We start from the raw sequence: 21914 nt of genomic DNA, 5'->3' as shown, positions 1-21914 counted from the left end.
TCACTTCACGCTAGCAGGTGATTGACATCACACGGTAACTTCTTTAGATTCAAACTGATATCAGTTCAATTTGAGGGGAATCATGTCGTTCGTTCTCATCCATGGCGCAGGAATGGGCGCCTCCTGCTGGGACCCACTCCTGCCGTTGCTCGAAGGCGACACTCTCGCAGTCGATCTCCCCGGACGGGGTAGACGCCGGTCCGCCGACCCGCGGTCCGTCACCCTCGCCGACTGCACCGCGGCCGTCGTCGAGGATGTGGAGGCGGCGAACCTCGAGGACATCGTTCTGGTCGCACATTCATTCGCCGGAGTGACGGCCACGCCGGCCATGCCGGCGCTCGCGGGCCGACTGCGGCACGTCGTCTTCCTCTCCGCCGTCGTCCCGGCCGACGGCACGCGAGTGCTCGACCAGATCGACCCGGACGTCCGCGCCACAGTGGAAGAGTCGGTACAAGGCGGTGTCTATCGCCAGGATCCCGGGGGCGCCACAGCGATGCTCTGCAACGACATGGACGCCGAGCAGACCGGCTGGATGATCGACCAGCTGGTCGACGACTCCGCCGCGTTACTCACCGAGTCCGTCGATCTGTCCGGCCTTCGGGCCGACATACCCCGCACATACGTACGGTTGACGAAGGACGCCTGCTATCCGCCCGAACTGCAGGAGCGATCGGCCGCCGTCGTCGGCGGCGATACCGTCTTTCTCGAATCCGGCCACATGGCCATGGTGACGATTCCCGATCAGGTCGCCGCGCTGCTTCACAGGCTCTCGTCGTAGGCCGTCGCCGCGCATTCGATCCCTCGCTCCGCAAAACAAATACACGGTTTCGCATCCGGCGAACCGATTCCGGAAGGACGTTCATGCCATGAGAAGTGTGCCGATAAAGCTGATGGCGGTCGCGGTGGTCGCCGCGTTCGCTTCCGCCGCCTGCGGATCCGGCGGGTCCGGTGTCAGTCAACCAGTGTCGGGGACGTGGGACGACGTCGTCGCGGCAGCCAAGAGCGAAGGCAGCGTACTGCTGTACTCGAGCCAGAATCCCGCCAATCTCGAGGCGCTCAAAGTGGCGTTCGAGCAGGAGTATCCCGAGATCTCCCTCGAATACGTCCGGGGAACGGACGCCGACATCAACCCGAAGGTCGAGGTCGAGAATCAGACGAAACGCGGCACGGCCGACGTCCACATGCTCACCGACTCCGCCTGGATCGAGACGGCCGCGGAGTCGGGCACGTACTCGGCCGACCTCGTCGGCCCGGCGTTCGACGCGCCGGAGTACGAACCACAGAAGAGCATCATCTCCGACAAGTTCTTCCTGACCAGCGCGGCGGTGTTCTCCCTCGGATGGAACACGACAGCACTTCCCGGCGGTCTGCAGAAGCCGGAAGACCTCCTCGACCCGGCGTTGAAGGGCAAGATCGGCATCGTCAACCCGTCCGGTATCGCCTCCTATGTCGACTTCTACCGCTTCTTCGAAAAGAACTTCGGCCCCGGCTATCTCCAGAAACTCGCCGAACTGAAACCGCGCATCTACCCGAGCGCGCTGGGAGTCGCCCAGGCCTTGACGTCCGGCGAGATCGTCGCCACCCCGGTGGTGCAACCCCTGGTGCGGGAGAAGGAATCGGGTGCGCCCGTCGACTGGGCTCTGCCCACGCCGCCGTGGGGAACACCCTGGTTCACGCATGCCCTGTCCGCGGCGCCGCACCCGAATGCGGCTCAGGTACTGGCGAACTTCATGGTCACCCCGGCCGGCCAGAAGGCGCTGTCGCTCGGCTATGCGAGCGCCCTTCCCGGCATCGAAGGCAGCGTCGCGCGGGCCCAGGACATCGCACTGCCCAACCCGTCCGATCTGACGCCCGAATCGCTCACCGAATACCAGGCCGACTGGGAAAAGCGATTCATCCAGTGACTTCAGACGATGCGCGACTGCGTGACACCTGCGCTCTCGTCACCGGTGCGGCACGAGGAATCGGCGCCGCGACCGCGGAACTCTTCCATGCGCACGGCGCGACGGTGTACCTGTGCGACGTCGACGACGACCTGGGCAACAGTGTCGCGGCGAAACTCGGTGCGAGAGCCCATTATCGGCATCTGGACGTGACCGACGAAGCTGACTGGTCACGGGTGACCGCCGAGATGGCGGACCGCGGCCACCCGCTGCGTATTCTCGTCAACTCGGCCGGCGCCGCGTCCAAGGCGTCGATCATGGACACCTCGCTCGCCGAGTTGCGACGCATGATCGATCTCAACCTGGTGGGCACGTTCCTCGGACTGCAGGCCGCGGGCGCCGCGATGACCGCAGGCGGGTCGGTGGTCAACCTGTCCTCGCTGCGCGGTGTCCTCGCGACCGCCGAACTCGGTGCGTACGGCGCGTCGAAGTTCGGCGTTCGCGCCCTGACCCGCGTTGCGGCGCTGGAGTTCGCGGAGAAGAACATCCGGGTCAACGCGGTGTGCCCGGGCAGTATCGACACGGCCATCACCGCGGGCGCAGGTTTCGCCGACGACGACATGGATGCGTATGTGAAAAGCATTCCGATGCAGCGCCGGGGTCTGCCGCTCGAGGTGGCGAAGGCCATCCTGTTCCTCGCGGGCGACGAGAGCAGCTACGTCACCGGCACCGACCTCATGATCGACGGTGGAACGTCGGCGGGCGCCAGGACTCCCAAGCTCTCGTCGTCGTGACGGCCCGGCCGGGCAACTCCTTGCCCGCCGGGCTTCCCACCGCTACGCTGAAATGAACTGAATTCATTTTATCTCCGACCGGCGCTCCGAACCCGGGAGCCGGACGGACGCCCTCCAAGACAAACCACTCGCAACCAAGCAGGTGCCAGGTGACATCGCAATTCAGGGTTTCCAACCTGACCAAGACCTTCGGGTCCAACACCATCGTCGACCAGCTCGACCTCGACATCGAGGACGGTGAATTCCTCGTCCTGCTCGGCCCGAGCGGTTGTGGGAAGACGACCACGCTCCGCTGCATCGCCGGCCTCGAGACACCCGAGGGCGGGTCGATCACGTTCAAGGACCACACCGTCTTCGACGCATCGGCCCGGATCAATGTTCCGGCGTACAAACGCAACATCGGCATGGTCTTCCAGTCCTACGCGCTGTGGCCGAACATGACGGTGCGGGAGAACATCCGGTACCCGTTGAAGGTCCGCCGGATGAAGAGCGCCATGGCGTCCGGCCAGGTCGAAACCGCTGCGGGAATGGTGGACTGCGGGGCCCTGCTCGACCGGTATCCCTCCCAGCTCAGCGGTGGGCAGCAACAGCGGGTGGCGGTGGCGCGCGGATTGGTCGCACAACCCGACCTGGTGCTGTTCGACGAACCCCTGAGCAATCTCGATGCGCGACTGCGCGATCAGGTGCGGTCCCAGATCCATCAGCTCCACCAACGTCTCGGCTTCACAGCCGTCTTCGTCACCCACGATCAGGCCGAGGCGTTCGCGCTCGGAGACCGGCTCGCCATCATGAAGGCGGGCAAGATCGAGCAGTACGACACCCCGGAGCGGGTCTACGAGACGCCGTCCTCCGACTATGTCGCCGCCTTCATCGGCATGGCCAACCGACTCGAGCTCGTCCGGCGGCACGAGGGCTGGACGACGCGCGCGGGCACCCCGGTAGATCTCGATGCGGCCGGCATCCAGGGCGGACACATCGGCGGCGACGCGGCCCTGGGAAGAATGCGCCCCGACGACCTCGCACTGCACCGTTCGCTCGACGAGGTCGCCCCGGGCGATGTCGGCCTGACCGGTGAACTCGTCACCTCCGAGTACGGCGGCCGCTACTTCGACGTGACGGTCGACGCCGGCGGTGAGCGGTTGTACCTGCGCGCGGATGCGGGACGGCACGGGTCCTGGCTGCGCGGCGCCGCCACGGGATCTCCTCTGGTGGTCAGCTTCTCCCCCAGCGCACTACGGGTGTTCCCGCACCCCGACGGGCACGTCGATCTGCACGCTCCCGAGCTCGCTCGGGCCGCAGCCCGATCGGAGGCATGATGGCTACCGTCGCCGTGAGCCGTAGCGCGCGGCCGCTCGTCGTCAGCGCGGTGTGGCGGACCCGGCTCGGGTACGGCGCGCTGCTGGCGTTTCTCGCGTACCTCGTCGTGCTCCCGCTGTTCCGGCTGCAGTCGCTGGCGTTCCAAGACGGCGCTCGCGGATATCAGGCCCAGTACGGGCGGTACGACATCGGTCAGACCATCCGGACGACCATCGCCCTCGCCGTCACGTCGCTCGCCATCGCGATGGTGCTGGGAACGGTGCTCGCGTTCGCGGCCACCAGGCTGCCACGCCGGCTGAGCTTTCTCCGGATCGTCCCCATCCTGCCTATCGTGATGCCCGCGGTTGCCAACGTGGTCGGGTGGGCATTCCTCCTCTCTCCGGGGCCGGGGTACCTGAACGCACTCCTGCGCAAGCTTCCCTGGTGGAACACCGTGGATTCCGGACCGATCGACGTCTACAGCACGCCGTGGATCATCATTCTCACCGGTTTCGGACTCACGTCGTTCGTATACCTGTTCGTGAGCGCGGGAATGCAGAACATCAGTTCGGAGCACCTCGAGGCCGCACAGATCAGCGGTTCGTCGACGCTCGGGGTGTTCTTTCGCGTCGTGCTTCCGCTGCTCCGCCCGTCCCTGGTGTACGGCGGCGGAATCGCGCTGCTTCTCGGACTGGGCCAGTTCACGGGGCCGCTCCTGCTGGGGCAGAACGCGGGTGTGAAGGTGCTCACCACCGAAATGTACCGCCGTGTGTCGGAGTCGCCTGCGGATTTCGCGGCCGCGGCGGCCGCGGGGTCACCGCTCGTCATCTTCGGAATCGTTGTCGTGCTCGCGCAGAAGATGCTTCTCGGCAATCAGAAGCGCTTCGTCACCCACGGCGGAAAAGCGTTCGCACCGAACACCGGTCGCTCGGTCTGGGCCGCCGCCGCGATCTCCGTGTACGCGATTCTCGCACTCGTCGTTCCGCTGATCGGGCTCGCCATCGTGGCGGTGTCTCCGTACTGGTCGGAATCGCTGTCCTGGAATCTGTTCACGCTCGACAACTTCCGGGCACTCTTCCAGACGGCGAGCATCGTCGACTCGGTGTTCACCAGTCTTCTCACCTCCGTCGTCGCAGTGGCGATCTGCGTGCCGATCGGCTATCTCACCGCCACTCTGCTCGTGCGAGGCCGCAAGCACCGGGTCCTGGGGACCATCGGTGACGTGATCACGGCTCTCCCCCTGGGCATTCCGGCGGTGATCTTCGGTGTCGGGTTCTTGCTGACCTACACGCAGCCTCCGCTGATCCTCTACGGCACCAAAGCGGTCATCATCCTCGTGTACGTCGTGCTCATGGTGCCGTTCTCCACCCGGATGCAGATGACGGCGATGCTGTCGCTCGGGGAGACCTACGCCGAGGCCTCGGCGACCAGTGGCGCGAGCCCGTTCGTCACCAATCTCCGGGTGATCCTGCCGCTGATGAGACCGACCGTGCTCAGTGCCGTCGCCTTGATGTTCATCCTGCTGACCCACGAGTTCGCCGCCTCGCTGCTCGTCCGTGCCGCCACGACACAGGTGATGGGCACGCTGCTGTTCGACCTGTGGGAGAACGGTTCGTACCCGCTGGTGGCGGCGATGGCGCTGCTCATGACGGCCGTGACCAGCATCGGCGTCGTGTTCGCGATGCTCGTCGGTGGCCGGAACGTGTTGAGCAACCTGTGATATCGGTATGTCCTGCCCGATCCGAACGAATGACGAGGAGTACAGATGAGTGTGGGACCTGACCGGCTTCGCGACAAGGTCGTCCTGCTGACGGGTGCGACCGGTGGAATCGGCGTCGAGATAGTCCGCAGGCTTGCCGACGAAGGCGCCCACGTCGTCGTCACCGATCTCGACGAATCGGCCTGCCACGACCTGCTCCGCACTCTCGCCCAGCCCGAGCGACATGCCGCGCACGCCCTGGACGTCTCCTCCGAGGAGCAGTGGGAGGCGGTCGTCGCGGCAGTCGAGGGAAAGTTCGGCGCTGTGCACGCCCTGGTCAACAACGCTGCCATCGGCAGTGTCGCAACAGCCGAGGACGAAACCCGAGCGCACTGGGATCGTGTGATCGGGATCGGCCAGACCGGCACGTGGCTGGGCATGAAACATGCCGGCCCCCTGATCGAACGCAGCGGCGGCGGTTCCATCGTGAACATGTGCTCGATCCTGGGAACCGTGGGTGGCCTGGGCAACAGTGTCGCCTATGCGGCCGCCAAGGGCGCCGTCCGCACGATGACGAAGAACGCTGCCCTGCACTGGGCGAAAGCGGGCGTGCGGGTCAACTCGCTGCACCCGGGATTCATCGCGACGCCACCGCTGCTCGAACGGTGGGAGGGCACCGAGCGTCACCGCGAGATGCTCGCCGGCACGCCGATGGGCCGGCTCGGGCGCGGTGAGGAGATCGCGGCCGCGGTCGCCTTCCTCGCCGGCGACGACTCCACCTTCATCACGGGATCGGAGATCTACGCCGACGGCGGGTGGACGGCTGCCTGAACCCCGGCACACGAACATGGCCTCCGCGCGATGCGGAGGCCATGTTTGCTGTGGCCAGGTTTGCTGTGTGGCTGGGTCGTCACCGCAGACGGCACAGCGTCTTTCCCACGGTGCGGCCGCGCAGCATCGCAACGATCGCGTCCGGCGCCGACTCGAGACCGTCGAACACGGTCTCCTCGGCCACGAGCCGCCCGTCGCGGAGATAGGCCCCGACCTCGGCTCGCATGTCGCCGAGCAGGTGGTCGTAGGCACCGGCCCGGAAACCCTTCACCGTGAGGCTCTTCGACACGATCTGAAAGAGGTTGTCCGGACCTGCTGCCGCCGTCTCGGCGTCGTAGGACGCGACGGCGCCGGCCATGGCCACTCGGCCTCCCGGCCGAAGGCGATGCAGGGCGGCCCCGAGATGCGTTCCGCCCACGTTATCGAAATACAGATCGATGCCGTCGGGTGCCGCACTGTCGAGGGCCCGCGTCAGGTCCGGCGTGTGGTAATCGAACGCGGCATCGAGATTCAGTTCTTCCAGCAGGAACCGGACCTTTTCGGTGGATCCCGTGCTGCCGACCACGTAGTGACCTCGGAGCTTGGCAATCTGGGCGGCGAGGCTGCCGACCGCTCCGGCCGCCGACGAGATCCACACGACGTCTCCGCCTGCGAGTTCACCGATGCAGTGCAATCCCACGTACGCGGTGAGCCCGGCGCTGCCCAGCGCTCCGAGATATGCCTGCGGCGGGTGCTCGCCGATGTCGAGTCGCGTCACACCACCGGCCCCGGCGAGGGTGTCACCGTCCTGCCGGATCACGGCGAACTCACGAAAACCGTTGATGTGCAGCACCGTGTCGCCCGGCGCGAAGCCGGGGGCACGGGACCGGAGCACCTCCCCGACGGCCAACCCGGTCAGCGTCTCCCCGATGCGGAACGGCGGCAGGTAGCCGGCGGGGCCGGTGGGGCCGAGTCGCATCCTGACGGACGGGTCGATCGACGACCACGAGTTGCGCACGAGAATGTCACCGGGCCCGAGTTCTTCGGGAACCGTCACCACGTCGAGGCGGAAGTCCGACGGTCGAACCCTCCCCTGGGGATGGTGTGCCAGTGTGAGCTCACGACTCTGCACGGGAATCCTTTCCACTCAGACCACGGAGACGACGTCGACTCAGACGACGGAGAAGACGTCGTGGCCGTCTCGTTTTCGGACGGTGAGCCGGCCGCGGTCGACCAGGGTGTCGAGGTGCGCGAGGGTCTCACAGGTGGCGATCATCTGATTGAACGGGTCGAGCGTGGTGAACGGCCTTTCGCGACGAGTCCACGTGACCACGTGTGCCACGGCGGTCGCGGTCCCCTGCCCGAGAGAGATCAGCGCGTTGCGCATGGCATCGAATCGCTGGTCGTGGTGCGCGAGAAGCTCTTCTACTCGACGGTGCACGCTCGGTGTCGGATCTCCGTGTGCCGGCAGAAGTTGCGAATCGGGGCGGTCGAGCAACCGGGACAGCGAGTCGAGGTAGCGCCCCAGCGGCAGGTCCCACTCGCCCAACTCGAAGCCGATCGACGGCGTGATCGAGGGCAGGACATGGTCGCCGCTGAACAGCAGCCCCTGATCCACGTCGTGAAACACCATGTGTCCCTTGGTGTGGCCCGGGGTGTGCACGACGTCGAGGGCGTGCCGGCCGATCGGAAGTGGACCCGCGGCGAGCCAGTGGTCGGGTTCTTCCCAGTCCGCGGGGTAGAACGGTTCCGCGGCGGTCAGGGCCTCGACGGTGTCTGCCAGGACGGGGGCTCCCGCGCGGCGGAGTTCGTTCAGCGAATCCGTCGGAACGTTGCTGCCGAGGGCGCCGACCGCTGCCAGACCGTCCGCCTCCGCGACTCCGAGGTGGACGCGTGAACCGTGACGGCGGCGGAGTTCGACGGCGAACGTGTAGTGGTCGCGGTGCACGTGGGTGACGTAGATGTCGTGAATCTGCTCGGTGCCGTGGCCGATCCGGAGCAGTGCCCGCTCCATCTCCTCGAACGTCGTGCCGACTCGCCAGCCACCGTCGACGAGGGCCAGACCGTCCGGGGTCTCGAGGGCGTAGACGTTCACGGCCCCGAGACCGTCACCGGGCATCTGGAGGGGTATTCGATGCACACCGGGCGCCACCTCGTAGCAGCCCGGCTCCATCCACCCCGCCCTCATGATGTTGCGCTGTCCACTTCGACCATCGTCTTCTCCTCGCCCATGACGAGGATGCGCTTTCCGCGCATCTTGCCGACGTTCTCCACTGCGGCTTGCCATTCCGGGCTGGCCAGCGCGGCGTCGAGGTCCTCGCGGGAGTCGAAGCTCAGGATCGACACACCGTCCCACTCCCGGGACCTGTCGTCCATCGCGTCCAGCACTTCGGTGTGCTGCCAGCGTCGCAGGCCGGGAAGCGGATAGGTCACGTCGGCGTGCTCACCGCGCCACCACTGGATGAACTGCTCGTGGCTCCAGTCGTGCGGACGGGCGGCCAGGACGATCAAGTTGTACATCATCTCTCCATTACTGACATGAATTAGGTTCAATTATCGAGGGTGTGCAAAAGCCACTCTCCGATCTCCGCGGGTCACGCGCGGACGATACGCAGAGTGGCGTCGCGAACGTGCCGGTTGAGCTGGTCGAGTGTCATGTCGCCGTCGGGCCGGTACCAGCGCCACACGCTGACGACGAGTCCGAGGACGAGCCGGGCCATCAAACGCGCATCGGCATCGGCGAAGGCCCCGGCGCCCATCCCCTTCGCGATGAGGAGAGACCATGCCTCTTCGATCGAATTCACCAGCGCCCGTGACGTCTGGCGCTCGGCTTCTTCTTTCTCGGACTGACGGGGCGTGGCCAGCAGATCCATGTGGCTCTGGAGGATCCGACGCTGCAGGGCGTCGCGGGGGGTCGCTTCCAGGGCGCTGGTGATGGCGGCGCTCAACGCCTCGACCGGGTCGTCGATGCCCTCGATCGCGGTCGTGAATCGCTCGAGCGACTGCGCCAGTTCGAGACGCATGATCGTCAGCAGGCAGTGTGCCTTGGATTCGAAGTAGTGGTAGAGCGCGGTCTGGCCGATACCGACCTCGTCGGCGATCGACGCCCACTTCGTGTGCTCGAAGCCCACTTCCCCGAAGCGCTCGATTGCGGCCGTAAGGATGAGCCCGCGCTTGGAACGCGGACCATCGCGGAGCGTCATGGCTTCTACGGACACGGGATCCCCATCCATTTGTCGTCGGGTCGGTATCGGTAAGACTACCTGAACTGAGGTCAGGTCGGGTGGAGATCAGGTGGTCTCGCTACCGGCGAGCAGGCGTGTTGCGAGGTCCACCGCATCCGGTCGAGACAGTTTGCCGACCCGGTTCTGCGGCAGATCGTCGATCGTGAATACGAACTCCGGCCACTTGAACTTGGGGAAGTCGATGTCACCGAGGTGCGCAACCACCTCACCGAGGGTAATTGCTGCACCCGTGCTCACGACGAGGGCCGCGGCGCGTTCACCGAGCAGTTCGTCCGGCACCGGTACCACGCACACCTGGGACACGGTCGGGATGCGAGCGATGGCGGCTTCGACCTCGTTGATGTCGATGTTGCGGCCCCCGCGGATGATGATCTGCTTCTGCCGCCCCATCACCCGGATGCTCCCGTCGTCCGCGATCTCGACGAGGTCGCCGGTGGGCAGGAACCCGTCCGCGGTGAGTCCGGGCGGCGCGGGAACCCCGGCTCGGGCATAACCGACGAAGAGGGAGGGCCCATTGACCTGAGCGTCGCCCACCCGCCCCGGTGGCAGCGGAGCGCCGTGCTCGTCGACGGCTCGGACAACGGTGCCGGGGAACGGCCTGCCGTCCCGTCCGAGGCGTATGTCCGGCGCGTCCGACGGCAGCGGGGTGGTGTGCCCGAGGCACTCGGACATCCCGAACACCCGCAGGAACGTCGTCCCGAGAATCTGCTCGGCGCGACCGAGCGCACCGGCGTCCATCGGGCCGCCGCCCACGGTCATCGCCCGCAGCGAGGTCAGCGCGCCCGCCGCGTCGGGCGCGACAGCCAGCTGAAGCGCCATGGTCGGGACGAGCATCGTCCAGGCAACCTGGTGTTTCCTGACCACCTCGAGGGCGGTTGCAGGCTTCCAGCCGTCCATGCAGACCATCGGCGCGGCGAGCATCGTGGGGAGGTAGAGACCGAAGCAGAATGCGGCCACCGACGACAGCGGAACGAACGCGGCGACCGGGTCTCCGGGTTCGAGGCCGACGGCGTCGATCGTGCAGCGGCAGGCGTAACGGATCGCGGATTCCGACTGCACGACGCACTTGGGGTGTCCGGTGGACCCGGACGTCATCGCGATCGCGATTCCGCCGTTCCACCGTGCGACGTCGCTGACCGGTGTCCGCGACCAGCGCATCGACCAGCCGTCCAGCGCGGTCGCCTCTTCGCTGAAGTGGTCGTCCGACGCGCCCCAGTGCGCAAGGGACCCGGGGTCGGCGATCACCACGTCGGGTGCGATGTCGTGCAGGGCCACGGCGAACTCCGACGGGGTGGCGTGCCTGCTGAACACTGCGACGACGCCGCCTCGCAGACCGACGGCGAGTGCGGCAGTCAGCGTCCGCCAGCTGTTGTCCGCTTGGACGAGCACGGTGGGCGAACCCCCGCGAGCGGTGTCCAGAAGTGCGGCAAGTTCTGTCGCCGCCGCGGCGATGCGCGCGGCGGTGTACTCGCCCGAGGCGTCGACGACCACGATCTCATCGGGCGAATTCTTTGCGCGAGCAACGAATTCGCGAGCCAACTCCCACATCCCGCAATCCTCCTGTTCAGCGAACCACTGTCATTCTCGGTCATCATGCGCGGTATTGCGCAGACGTCGTCGGTCACGGCACGAGGACGGCGCGCCCGCGAATCGCTCCGCGGCGCAGCCGGTCGTACACGTCGACGGCGTCGTCCAATCGGTAAGACGTCGATTCGACGCTCAGCAGACCTCGTTGCGCGAGATCGACCACCGCCTCGAGGTCGGCGCGGGTTCCCCAGAACGGGGCGCTGACCTGCCAGCCGCCCGGCAGTCCGAGGTCCTTGCCGACCGTGAGCCGGCCGCCCCCGCTGCCCACGGTCACCAGGCGGCCACCGGGGCCGAGCAACTGCGCCGCCGATTCCATCGTGGCCGGTGATCCCACGAAATCGAACACCACGTCGGCGAAGCGAGGCTCTGTGCCGGAATCGGCCACCTCGCACACCGCCCGGTCCGCCCCCAACCGGAGGGCGAGGTCGCGCGAGTCCTCGCGTGGATCGACCGCGATGATCGTGCCGGCGCCGAGAGCGCGAAGGATCTGGACAGCGAGATGGCCCAGCCCCCCGACACCGACCACGACGGTGACCGAGTGGCCGTCGACGAGGTCCCGGTTCGTTCGGATCGCGTGGTAGGCGGTCAGGGCGGCATCGGCGAGCGGGGCGGCACTCTCGGGAGCGAGCCCCCGGGTGCGCACCACGAACCGTTCCGAGGGAACGATCATGGCCTCGGCGAGGCCGCCGTCGTGTCCGAGACCGTTGCCGATCGCCGCGAGCCTGCCGTCCGCCCGCGGACGCAGGTCGTGACAGTAGTTCTCCCGGCCCCGCCTGCAGTTGCGGCACTCCCCGCAGGACCACACACCGTGGACCACCACGGACTCGCCGATCCACGACCTGTCGGCGTCCGGTCCCGCGCCGACCACGGTTCCGGCCACCTCGTGCCCGAGTGTGAGCGGGAGCGGGTAGTCGAACGCACCTGCGGGTGCGTCCATGACGTGCAGGTCGGATCGGCAGAGCCCGGCGGCCCGGACCTCGATCAGCAGTTCGGCGCCCCGCGGTTCGGGGACTGGGACGCGCTGGACCTCCACCGGTTGGCCCCAGGTGGTCAGGCGCACTGCACGCATCATCTCGATGTCCATGGTCCTGTCGCCTACCTGGCTGCCCAGCCGCCGTCGACGACGAGCGTCTGTCCGGTGACATACGAAGAAGCATCCGATGCGAGGAACAGCACGGCGCCGTCCACCTCGCCCGCCCGGCCACCGCGGCCGAGCATCGTATTGCGGCGCACCCAGTCGGCCGAGCGCTGGTTGCCGAACAGTCCGTCCGTCATTTCGGTATCGAACCACCCGGGCACGACGGCGTTGACACGGGCGCCCCGCCTGCCCCACTGACCCGCCAACTCGCGGGTCAGCCCGAGAATGCCCGCCTTCGACGCCGCGTAGCTCGCACCGCCGATGGGAGCGGTGGACACCAGACCGATCACCGACGAGATGTTGATGATCGAGATCCCCGCGCCCTCCGGAACGGTCGACGTGGCATACGTGGCCAGATGGAAACCCGCCGCGAGGTTGACGTCGAGGATCGACGAGAACCCGTCGGCGGTTTCGTCCTCCGCGTTCGGAGGTCCGGGCTTGCCGGCATTGTTGACCAGGACGTCGACGTGGCCGGTTCGCTCGCGGGCGCGGTCGACGAGGCGGCGGCGGTCGGCGTCGACGGTGATGTCGCATTCGACCGGGACCACGGTGTCGACCTCCGCTGCCAGTGCCTCGAGCCGATCGATGCGGCGGGCGGCCGCGTAGACGGTGGCGCCTGCCGCGGCCAGCGTCCGCGCGAATCCCATCCCCAGTCCGGACGACGCACCCGTGACGACGGCGACGCGACCGCTCAGCTGGAACAGCTCGGGTACCTGCATGTGGTTGGCTCCTACTCCTGTTCGTGGCACGCGCGTCAGTAGACGGCGGTGCGTCCGCCGTCTACCGGGATCACGGCCCCTGTTGTGTAGCCGGCACGGTCCCCGGCCAGATGCACGACGAGGCCGGCGATTTCATCCGGATGCCCCAGCCGTCCGGCGGGCAGCCGGTCGACGATCTTGCCGACGAACTCGTCGTCCCAGTCGGCCGCCATGTCGGTCGCGAATCCGCCCGGCATGATGCAGTTCACCCGCACCCGGGGCGCGTATTCCTGCGCGAACGCCATCGTCAGCGCGTTGAGGCCGTTCTTCGACGCCGCATACATCGCCTCGGGCGGGCTGGGCCGCACCGCGCCGATGCTCGAGATGTTGATGATCGAACCGCCTCCGGCCGCGCTCATCCTGGCGCCGGCCACCGCCATCAGCCGGAACGGTCCCTTGAGGTTGACTTCGATCGTCTTGTCGAAGAGCGACTCGGACACCGACTCCAGTGTCGGTGACAGGGGTGCGATGCCGGCGTTGTTCACGACGACGTCGAGCTTCCCGAATCGGGTGACGATGTGGTCGACCGCGGTTTCGATCGCGTCCCACTTCCCGACGTGCAGTGCGAGCGGTTCGGCGATTCCACCGGTGTCCCGGACGATCGCACGGGCCGCGGAGACGCACGCCTCCTCCTTGCGGCTCGACACGATCACGGTGGCTCCCGCGGCGGCAAGGCCGCCGGCGATGGCGTATCCGAGCCCGCGGGTCGCGCCCGTGACCAGTGCGACCTTGCCCGTCAACTCCTGTGTCGTGTTCATGCGTACTTCTTCAGTTCGAGGCGCGCGATCGTGCGCAGATGGACTTCGTTCGGGCCGTCGGCGATCTGCAGTGCCCGGGTGATCGCGTACAGCCGGGCCAGGATCGTGTCGTCACTCACGCCCGCGGCGCCGTGCGCCTGGACGGCGTGGTCGACCACTCGATGCGCAACCTCCATCGCCGCCACCTTGATCGCGGCGACCTCCGAGCGGGCCGCGGCATTGCCGCGGGTGTCCATCAGCCACGACGACTGCAGAACCAGCAGCCGGATCTGGTCGATCTCCATCCGGCTCCGCGCAATCCACTCACGCACCACACCGCGATCGGCGAGGGGTCCCCCGAACGCGGTGCGCTGCAGGACCCGTCGGCACATCAGCTCGAGGGCGCGTTCGGCCATGCCGATCGCCCGCATCGCGTAGTGCATGCGCCCCGGCCCGAGTCGGCCCTGCGCGATCGCGAACCCGTCGCCCTCGGCGCCGAGCATGTGGTCGGCGGGCACCCGCACGTCCGTGAACTGGACCTCGCCGTGGCCGAGCCGGTCCCGGTAGCCGAACATCGGCAGATCGCGGAGCACCTCGATGCCGGGAGCATCCGCCGGCACCAGGATCATGCTCTGCTGCCGGTACGTCGGGGCGTCGGAATCGGACTTGCCCATGAAGATGACGAGCTTGCAGTCGGGATCGAGAATGCCCGAGGTGTACCACTTCCGGCCGTTCAGGACGTACTCGTCGCCGTCGCGGCGGATGGTCGAGGTGATGTTGGTGGCGTCCGAACTCGCCACCTCCGGTTCCGTCATCGCGAACGCCGACCTGATCGTGCAGTCCAGGAGCGGCGCGAGCCAGCGTGACTGCTGCTGCGGGGTGCCGTACATGGCGAGGATTTCCATGTTGCCGGTGTCGGGTGCCGAGCAGTTGATCGCTTCGTTGCCGATCACCGATCGTCCGACCATCTCGGCAAGAGGGGCGTACTCGAGGTTGGTGAGCCCGGCGCCCCATTCGCCGTGCGTCATGAAGAGGTTCCACAGTCCGAGTTCCCGTGCCTTCGCCTGCAGGTCCAGCATGACCTTCGGCTGTTCGTGCGGGTTGTCGTTCGACCTGATCTGCTCGTCGTACACGGCCTCGGCCGGATAGACGTGCTCTTCCATGAAGGTCCGCAGTTGCTCGAGCAGTCGCTCGGTGCGTGCGGAGTATCCGAAGTCCACGTGTCGTCCTTTCTGTTCCTGTCAGCGCCTCGAGCGGTGCGCGAAAGAGTGGTCAGGCAAGTAGTGCGGTGCCGCTGCGAATGAGCTGCGAGATGGTGTCGGGCAGCCGTTCCTGATCGGGGTCGTGGTGGCGGCCCTCTCGGTGCCTGCGCAGGTTGTGGCCCATGATCGCCGCCATCTTCAGACGGCCGAGTGCGTTGAACCAGTTCATGTCCGGCAGTGCCGGGGCGTCCCCGGTGTAGAGGTCGATCAGCTCGTCCTCGCTCGGCAGGTTCGGCACCGCGCGCCCCACACCGGGGAAGTTCACACCGTCGGCGAAGACGAGGAACCAGCCGAGCTCGACCCGCGGATCGCCCAGGCTCCAGATCTCCCAGTCGATCAATGCCGCCGGCTCCGTGCCCCGCGCGATGATGTTGCCGAGCCGGTAGTCGCCGTGCACCAACGTGGGCGCCATCCCGTCCGGGACATCGGCGGCGAGCAGACGCAGCAACTCCTCGCCCCCGCTCACGAGTTCGGGGGGAACGGCGCCGAGGGTGCGTTGCCACCGCGCCAGCTCGGCGGCCGGCGACAACGGATCACCGGCGGCCGGGATCGTGTCGAGGGGCACCGCGTGCAGCAGCGGGAGCACCTCGGCGGCCCGGCGCATCCGCGCGGCAGCGACGGCCGGTTCGACCGCCGGTGTATCGAGCACCGGCTCGAGGGATTCCCCGGCGACGCACTCCATCGCGAACCACGCCGGACCGTCCTCGTCGACGGTGACGATGCGGGGCACGGGAACCGCTGTGGCGCCGAGCGTTTCCATGATCCTCGCCTGGCGCACCATGTCGTGCCGCCCGATGGGACGCTGCCCCTCGGGCACAGCCTTGACGACGAGGTCGCCCCCACCGGTCCGGACCTTGTAGGTCAGTCCGGAGTGCCCGCCGGGCAGCGGCTCGAGCGGGCCGACGTCCAGGCCCGGGTTCTGCTCGCGCAGGCGACGCGCCACACGGTCGTCGAGGGTGATCGTTGCACTCACGGGCGGGGCTCCCTCGGCAGGCCGAGCACGCGCTCGGCGAGGATGTTGCGCTGGATCTCGTCGGTGCCGCCTGCGATGCGGTAGCCGGGTGCGCCGAGCACGTGCTCGGTCCACGCGAACGTTCCCCACTCGCCCGAGTCGGCGATCAGGTCGCGCCCCAGCAGCATCCGGACGACCTCCGAGGTGCGCGCCATGGTGTCGGTGGCGAGCAACTTGCCCACCGACGCCTCCGGGCCGGGGTCCTTGTCGGCGACGACGGCGGCGGCCACCCGCATTCCCGTCACCCGCTGGACATAGCTGCGCGTCACCAGATCCGCGACCTTGTCGCGCTCGATCTCGGACAGCTCCCGGCCCAGGTGGCGGGCGAGTTCGACGGCCTGGTCCGCGTTGGCCAGGCCGAGGTTACCGGCGTCGAGGCGCTCGGCGGCCAGCACGGTCAATGCGACCGGCCAGCCCTGCCCCACCGGCCCCAGCCGGTGGTCGTCCGAGAGTTCGACGCCGTCGAGATACACCTCGTTGAAGGAACTGCCCCCGGTCATCTGGCGGATCGGCCGGACGGTGACGCCGGGAGCGTCCATCGGGACCAGGAAGACGGTGAGGCCCTTGTGTTTGGGCGCGTCGGGGTCGGTGCGGCACACCGCGACCCCGACGTCGGCGACCCGGGCGCCGGACGTCCAGACCTTGTGCCCGGTGATCGTCCACCGGCCGTCCCGCTCGACCGCTCTCGTCCGGACCGCCGCCAGGTCGGATCCGGCTTCGGTTTCCGAGAACAGCTGACAGGCGATGATGTCGGTGCGAAGCATCGCCCGCACATACCGATCGCACTGCTCGGGCGTTCCCCACTGGGCGATGGCCGGTGCGACCAGTTGCTGAGTGACCGAGAACATTTCGGTTCGGCGGGGCACGTCGAAACAGTTCTCCTCCCGCCGGAAGGCGAGCACATAGGACATCGGCAGTCCGCGTCCGCCGAATTCGACCGGCCAGTTCATCGAACCCCAGCCGGCGTCGAACTTCGTCTGCTCGTACGCCCGGATGTGGTCGGTCTCTTCGCGTTCCTGCGCAGCGGTCCAGTTCTCGAAGACGGCGACCGAGTCGGGTCCCACCCCCCATTTGATCTGGGTGCGCGGTTCGGCGACCGTTCGCAGCCACGCGCGGGCGCCGTCCACGAACTGGTCCAGGCCGGGCATCGTTGCTTGATTCATGGCTCTTCCTCAGACTGACAGGACGGTGCAGGCGCTGATCCCGGGCGCACCGTAGACGTGGGTGAATCCGATGCGCGGGTTTCCGGGGACCTGCCGGGCACCGGCCTCACCGCGCAATTGCGTGACGATCTCGTGTATCTGCCGGAGGCCGGACGCGCCGATCGGTTCCCCGTTCGCGATGCAACCGCCGTCGGTGTTGACCGGGATCCGCCCGCCGATTTCCGTCTCCCCTGCGGCGATCAGCTTTTCCTGCTCGCCGTGCTCGCAGAATCCGCATTCGGCCATGTGCATGATCTCGGCGCCGCTCTCCGTGTCCTGGAGTTGCGCGACGTCCACGTCGGAAGGTCCGAGTCCGGCCTGCTCGAATGCGGCCGCCGCGGTGGACGTGCTCACGCTCGACGGGGTACCCGCGCCCTGTATCGACGGGCCGAACACCTCGAACGAGCCGAACCGGCGGGTGCCCGCCGAAATGCCCCGCAGGTGCACCGGTCGTCCGCCGAGTCGCCGGACGGCGGTCTCGCTCGCCACGACGACGGCCGCACCGCCCTCGCCGGGTGAGCAGAACATGTACCTGGTCAGGGGGTCGTTGACCATGTCCGCGGCGGCGATCGTCTCGGCGGACATGGGTTCACGCCGCCAGGCATTCGGGTTCAGGGAGCCGTTGCGATACGCCTTCTCCGCGACGGCGGCCAGTGTGGGGGCGCTGATTCCGTGTTCGCGCATGTACCGCGCGATCTTGATGCCGAAGAACTGGGTGGTGACCATGAGACCCGCCTCGCCGTAGCCGACGGGCAGACCCCAGTCCTGTGGCGCCGGGTCGAACGCACCGCGCGGGTGCTTGTCGAAGCCGACCGCGAGCGCGATGTCGGCGGCGCCGGCACGAATGGCGTTGACGGCCGACACCAGAGCGCTACCCCCTGTCGCGCAACCGTTCTTGACGTTGGTGAACGGGATTCCGGTGAGTCCGAGTTCGGACACCAGGGTGTCGGCGAGCCCGGAGCCGTCACTGCCACCGAACGCGACCTGAACGTCGGTCCACGCGATGCCGGCGTCGGCCAGGGCGGACGCGATCGCGTCCAGGGCGAGCCCGCGGCCGGTCTTGTCCTGTTGGCGCCCGAATTTCGACAGTCCGGCCCCGATGATCGACACGGTGGACATCAGCGGGTCTCCTTCAGATATGCGTCGGTGGCAAACCGGGGCACCGGTGCCGTGGCGACCAAGGTCACCGGCGCCCCGTCGTCCAACTCGTCGAAGTCGTGGCAGTCGAGCACGGCTTCGACCCTGATTCCCTCGGGGAGTTCGACGTAGCCGACCGCGAACGGCGAGAACCCGTCCGGCGGCGGAACATACGGCGGCGATTTCGGGGCGAACCGCTGAACCGTGTACGCCCAGACCGTTCCGCGTGTGCTCAGCGCAACCGGCGACATCGCCGGTCGTGAGCACTGCGAGCACAGGCTGGTGGCCGGGAACGCCACCGTCGAGCAGTGGGAGCACCGGCTCGCGCCGAGTGCCGGCGCGGTATGTGTCTCGCCCATCGTCAATCTCTCCTCGGGATTCGTCGGCGGCGTTCGGGTCAGCGACCGACCCAGACCGGGTCACGCTTTTCGAGGAACGCGTTCACGCCTTCGCGTGCGTCCTCGGACTGCAGCGCGTTGCCGACGGCGAGGTGCTCCATCACCATGAGCGACTGGATGTCCGCGTCGAGACCGCGGTCGATGCACATCTTGGTGAGCTTCATCATGAACGGACTCTTGTCCACGATCGGCGCGATGAACTCGGCGACGAGCTTGTCGAGGTCTTCGGCCGGCACCGAAGCGTTGATCAGGTCGAAGGCCTCCGCCTCCTTGCCGGTGAGGAGCTTGCCGGTGAGCATGAGCTCCTTGGTCTTCCGAATGCCGATCATCCGCGGGAGCCGGTAGATCGGGCCCGCACCACCGAACAGCGCGCGGCGAATGTGGAAGTCGCCGATACGAGCGTCCTCGGCCGCGATGGCGAAGTCGCAGGAGATCATCAGCTCGAAACCGCCCGCGGTGACGAAGCCTTCGAGGACCGCGACGGACGGCGTGTTCATCGAGTACAGGCGGTCGCACACCCGGGCCGACAGCACCGCGACATCCATCGCGGTGGTGGAGCCGACGTACTTCTCCCGCAGTTCGTCGAGATCGAATCCCGAGCAGAACGTGCCGTCGCGTCCACGCAGGACCAGCACTTTGAGTTCGGGGTCGTTGTCGACCTCGACGATGATCTCGTCGAGGCGGTGCAGCAACTCGACGGTGACCGCGTTCTTCTTGTGCGGGCGGTTGAGCCACACGCGGGCGACGTCGCCGTCCTTCTCGAGAACGATGTGATCGGTGTCCACCATGTCGGGGTCCTTTCGAGGGATGAAAACTGAACTGGATTCACTTCAGTTCTACTGGGTGGGAGGTGTTCCGTCAATAGCGGGGTCGAAGAGCGTCGGATTCGGCCGGCAGCAGCCGGCCCGATGTCAGAGTCCGACGAGATCCGCGATCCGCCCGCGGTGCGCCCGCGAATCCCCCAGCAGCGGTTCGTCTCCGAGCGCGCGGCGAACATAGGAGTGCGTCGCATGTTCCCAGGTGAAGCCGACTCCCCCGTGAAGTTGCACGGCCTCCATCGCGGTGGCGATCACGGCCTCGGTGCAGACCGCACCCGCGACAGCGGCCGGAAGCGCCGCGGCGCCCGGGTCTTCCGCGAACACCGCGGCCGCGTACCGCGCCGCCGATCGCGCCTTCTCGAGCTCGACGAGAGTGTTCGCCAGTCGATGCTTGACAGCCTGGAAGGAGCCGATCGCCCGCCCGAACTGGCGGCGCTGCATGGTGTATTCCCGTGTACTGTCCAGTAATCGGTCGATCACGCCGACGTGCTCGCAGGCCAGTCCGATCACTCCGAGGCTCTGCAACGATTCGACCGCGCGCGGTGCGTCACCGGGTCCGGCGAGCCGCACCGCCTCCGCGTCGTCGAAGAGCAGATTCGCCTGCCGTCGACTGGGGTCGACCACCGGAAGTTCTGTTCGCCGCACCGTCGCGGTCCGCAGATCGACCGCATAGAGGCCGGGTCCGTCGTCGGCGTGCGCGAGCAGCACGACGACATCGGCGGCGCCGCCCTGCACGACATTCGTCGCGCGACCGGACAGCGACCATCGGTCGCCGGCGCGCGCGGCGTCGACGAAATCGGTCTGCCCACTCAGGGCCGTCACCGTCGCGACGAGTTCGCCCCGGACGACCTGGTCGAGCAGTTCGTCTACTGTTTGCGACCTTTCGGCCGCGAGTAGGGCGTGCACTCCCAGCGTGGCGGACGTGAGCACCGGTTCGCAGACCAGCGCGCGCCCGCATTCTTCGAGAACGATGCCGAGTTCGACCACGCTGTATCCGAGGCCGCCGCGATCCTCCGGCACCGTCAGGGCCGCGACGTTCATCTCCTCGACGAGCAGCGACCACAACTCGGGGGAATAGCCGACCGGGGACCGGGCGGCGAGTCGGCCGTCCTCGAGGGTCGAGTGGCGGTCGAGCAGGCGGCGTATGACGTCGCGGATGTCTTCGTGCTCGGCGACGGGGGTCATCGCCGCGGGTTCGGTCTCGGGCCAAGGGCTGGAATGGGAGGACTGCATTGAACTCTCCTATAAATTGACGTGAGTTCAGTTTAGTTTCGCAGAAGACGAGACGGCAAGGACTCTCGACAGACCCACCCATGTTGAACTAAGTTCATTTCATGACCGATGCACTCGTGATCGAGCAGTACTACGCGATCCTCGACAGCGGCCGGATCGAAGACGCGGTTGCCCTGCTCGACGAATCGATCGAGTTCGCCATAGTTCTTCCCGGTACCGTCCGTCGCGGCCACACCCGCGCCGACATGCTCGACTACCTCCGGGGACGACCCCCGGTCGACCGGCGGCACGTGCTGCTCCGGACGAGCAGCGCCGGCGACGTCCAGTTCGCCTACGGCTCCGTCGTCGAGAACGAGACGAAGACGACCGGCTACTTCCTCGCCGCCATGCACCTCGACGCCGACGGCACCATCGACGCATATGAAGTGTCCTTCGACACGGAATTCAGCATTCTCACAAGGGAGTTGGCACATGACAAGCGCGACTGACCTGAATCCGAGGACGTCACCGACGCCCGTGCTGGTCGCATGGTTCGCGTTCATGGATTCGGACGATCCCGACCGCGTCCTGACGATGATCACCGACGACTTCCGGATGTCGATCCAGTTCTCCACCGGCGGCGGGAAGGCAGCCGAATTCGTCGGCGATCGCGCAGGTCTCGTCGGGTACCTGCAGCAACGCGAGAAGAGCGTGCTGGTACACGAGATCCTCGCGGGCTCGCGGGTGGGTGACGTCGAACTGGCACTGGGACGCACCACCCGGAACGGCGAATTCGAGGCGTCGTTCAACACCTCGGCACAGCTCGACGAGTCCGGGCTCGTGCGGAGGTTGCTCATCTGCCGCACGCCCGAGATCTCGTTCCCCCTCTGACACACCTGTGAGTACTTGTTAACCGCGGGCGGTTA

General features: G+C 67.3%; 23 protein-coding genes. 8 read left to right on the top strand and 15 right to left on the bottom strand.

Annotated features, from left to right (window positions below):
- Positions 1–82: 82 nt before the first annotated feature.
- The 6 genes from CJ179_RS25600 (at position 83) to CJ179_RS25575 (ending at position 6503) form a co-directional block, all read left to right on the top strand.
- The gene (locus CJ179_RS25600; RefSeq protein WP_072942904.1) at positions 83–778 is read left to right on the top strand and encodes an alpha/beta fold hydrolase; all 696 of its coding nucleotides are present in this window, start codon (positions 83–85) and stop codon (positions 776–778) included.
- Between the two features lie 88 nt (positions 779–866).
- Entirely contained in the window at positions 867–1904 is a 1038-nt protein-coding gene (locus CJ179_RS25595) for an ABC transporter substrate-binding protein (RefSeq protein WP_095863269.1), read from the top strand.
- Positions 1901–2677: an SDR family NAD(P)-dependent oxidoreductase gene (locus CJ179_RS25590; protein WP_095863268.1), complete on the top strand. Its 777-nt coding sequence runs from the start codon at positions 1901–1903 to the stop codon at positions 2675–2677. The genes CJ179_RS25595 and CJ179_RS25590 overlap by 4 nt, the downstream gene beginning before the upstream one ends.
- A 149-nt stretch (positions 2678–2826) precedes the next feature.
- Positions 2827–3993: an ABC transporter ATP-binding protein gene (locus CJ179_RS25585; protein ID WP_095863267.1), complete on the top strand. Its 1167-nt coding sequence runs from the start codon at positions 2827–2829 to the stop codon at positions 3991–3993.
- A complete protein-coding gene (locus CJ179_RS25580; RefSeq protein WP_072942897.1) occupies positions 3993–5693 on the top strand; it encodes an iron ABC transporter permease in 1701 nt (566 codons plus the stop codon). The genes CJ179_RS25585 and CJ179_RS25580 overlap by 1 nt, the downstream gene beginning before the upstream one ends.
- 45 nt (positions 5694–5738) lie before the next feature.
- A complete protein-coding gene (locus tag CJ179_RS25575) occupies positions 5739–6503 on the top strand; it encodes an SDR family NAD(P)-dependent oxidoreductase (RefSeq protein ID WP_095863266.1) in 765 nt (254 codons plus the stop codon).
- A gap of 79 nt (positions 6504–6582) precedes the next feature.
- On the opposite strand, the gene CJ179_RS25570 is transcribed toward CJ179_RS25575, so the two are convergent.
- From CJ179_RS25570 to CJ179_RS25500, 15 genes are all read right to left on the bottom strand, one after another.
- Positions 6583–7614, bottom strand: coding sequence for an NADP-dependent oxidoreductase (locus tag CJ179_RS25570; RefSeq protein WP_095863265.1), 1032 nt, complete (start codon positions 7612–7614; stop codon positions 6583–6585).
- A 39-nt stretch (positions 7615–7653) separates the two neighbouring features.
- Positions 7654–8655, bottom strand: a complete 1002-nt coding sequence (locus CJ179_RS25565; RefSeq protein WP_095863264.1) for an MBL fold metallo-hydrolase — start codon at positions 8653–8655, stop codon at positions 7654–7656.
- Positions 8656–8666: 11 nt separating this feature from the next.
- Complete coding sequence (locus CJ179_RS25560) at positions 8667–9002, bottom strand: EthD family reductase (protein ID WP_174705508.1); 336 nt, start codon at positions 9000–9002, stop codon at positions 8667–8669.
- A gap of 74 nt (positions 9003–9076) precedes the next feature.
- A complete protein-coding gene (locus tag CJ179_RS25555; RefSeq protein WP_083395629.1) occupies positions 9077–9685 on the bottom strand; it encodes a TetR/AcrR family transcriptional regulator in 609 nt (202 codons plus the stop codon).
- 87 nt (positions 9686–9772) lie between these two features.
- Entirely contained in the window at positions 9773–11275 is a 1503-nt protein-coding gene (locus tag CJ179_RS25550; RefSeq protein ID WP_072942888.1) for a class I adenylate-forming enzyme family protein, read from the bottom strand.
- A gap of 73 nt (positions 11276–11348) precedes the next feature.
- On the bottom strand, positions 11349–12398 hold the full coding sequence (locus tag CJ179_RS25545) for an NAD(P)-dependent alcohol dehydrogenase (protein ID WP_095863263.1): 1050 nt from the start codon (positions 12396–12398) through the stop codon (positions 11349–11351).
- 11 nt (positions 12399–12409) lie between these two features.
- A complete protein-coding gene (locus tag CJ179_RS25540; RefSeq protein WP_095863262.1) occupies positions 12410–13171 on the bottom strand; it encodes an SDR family NAD(P)-dependent oxidoreductase in 762 nt (253 codons plus the stop codon).
- Positions 13172–13206: 35 nt separating this feature from the next.
- Positions 13207–13968, bottom strand: coding sequence for an SDR family NAD(P)-dependent oxidoreductase (locus CJ179_RS25535; protein WP_072942883.1), 762 nt, complete (start codon positions 13966–13968; stop codon positions 13207–13209).
- On the bottom strand, positions 13965–15167 hold the full coding sequence (locus CJ179_RS25530; RefSeq protein WP_072942881.1) for an acyl-CoA dehydrogenase family protein: 1203 nt from the start codon (positions 15165–15167) through the stop codon (positions 13965–13967). The genes CJ179_RS25535 and CJ179_RS25530 overlap by 4 nt, the downstream gene beginning before the upstream one ends.
- A gap of 52 nt (positions 15168–15219) precedes the next feature.
- Complete coding sequence (locus tag CJ179_RS25525) at positions 15220–16182, bottom strand: phosphotransferase family protein (RefSeq protein ID WP_072942880.1); 963 nt, start codon at positions 16180–16182, stop codon at positions 15220–15222.
- Complete coding sequence (locus tag CJ179_RS25520) at positions 16179–17384, bottom strand: acyl-CoA dehydrogenase family protein (protein WP_241031471.1); 1206 nt, start codon at positions 17382–17384, stop codon at positions 16179–16181. The genes CJ179_RS25525 and CJ179_RS25520 overlap by 4 nt, the downstream gene beginning before the upstream one ends.
- A 9-nt stretch (positions 17385–17393) precedes the next feature.
- On the bottom strand, positions 17394–18542 hold the full coding sequence (locus CJ179_RS25515) for a thiolase family protein (protein WP_095863261.1): 1149 nt from the start codon (positions 18540–18542) through the stop codon (positions 17394–17396).
- On the bottom strand, positions 18542–18919 hold the full coding sequence (locus CJ179_RS25510; RefSeq protein WP_072942877.1) for a Zn-ribbon domain-containing OB-fold protein: 378 nt from the start codon (positions 18917–18919) through the stop codon (positions 18542–18544). The genes CJ179_RS25515 and CJ179_RS25510 overlap by 1 nt, the downstream gene beginning before the upstream one ends.
- Positions 18920–18957: 38 nt before the next feature.
- Positions 18958–19746: an enoyl-CoA hydratase/isomerase family protein gene (locus CJ179_RS25505; protein WP_072942876.1), complete on the bottom strand. Its 789-nt coding sequence runs from the start codon at positions 19744–19746 to the stop codon at positions 18958–18960.
- Between the two features lie 123 nt (positions 19747–19869).
- Entirely contained in the window at positions 19870–21009 is a 1140-nt protein-coding gene (locus tag CJ179_RS25500) for an acyl-CoA dehydrogenase family protein (protein WP_179377640.1), read from the bottom strand.
- 101 nt (positions 21010–21110) lie between these two features.
- On the opposite strand from CJ179_RS25500, the gene CJ179_RS25495 reads away from it, so the two are divergent.
- Positions 21111–21497, top strand: coding sequence for a hypothetical protein (locus tag CJ179_RS25495; RefSeq protein WP_095863259.1), 387 nt, complete (start codon positions 21111–21113; stop codon positions 21495–21497).
- Positions 21481–21879 (top strand): hypothetical protein, encoded by a 399-nt coding sequence (locus tag CJ179_RS25490; protein WP_095863258.1) that lies wholly within the window; start codon positions 21481–21483, stop codon positions 21877–21879. The genes CJ179_RS25495 and CJ179_RS25490 overlap by 17 nt, the downstream gene beginning before the upstream one ends.
- Positions 21880–21914 lie beyond the last annotated feature (35 nt).

Source organism: Rhodococcus sp. ACS1, assembly GCF_002300155.1.
GTDB lineage: Bacteria > Actinomycetota > Actinomycetes > Mycobacteriales > Mycobacteriaceae > Rhodococcus_F > Rhodococcus_F koreensis.
Note: the sequence above shows the minus strand (reverse complement) of the source record. Positions and strands in the feature narration are given on the sequence as shown.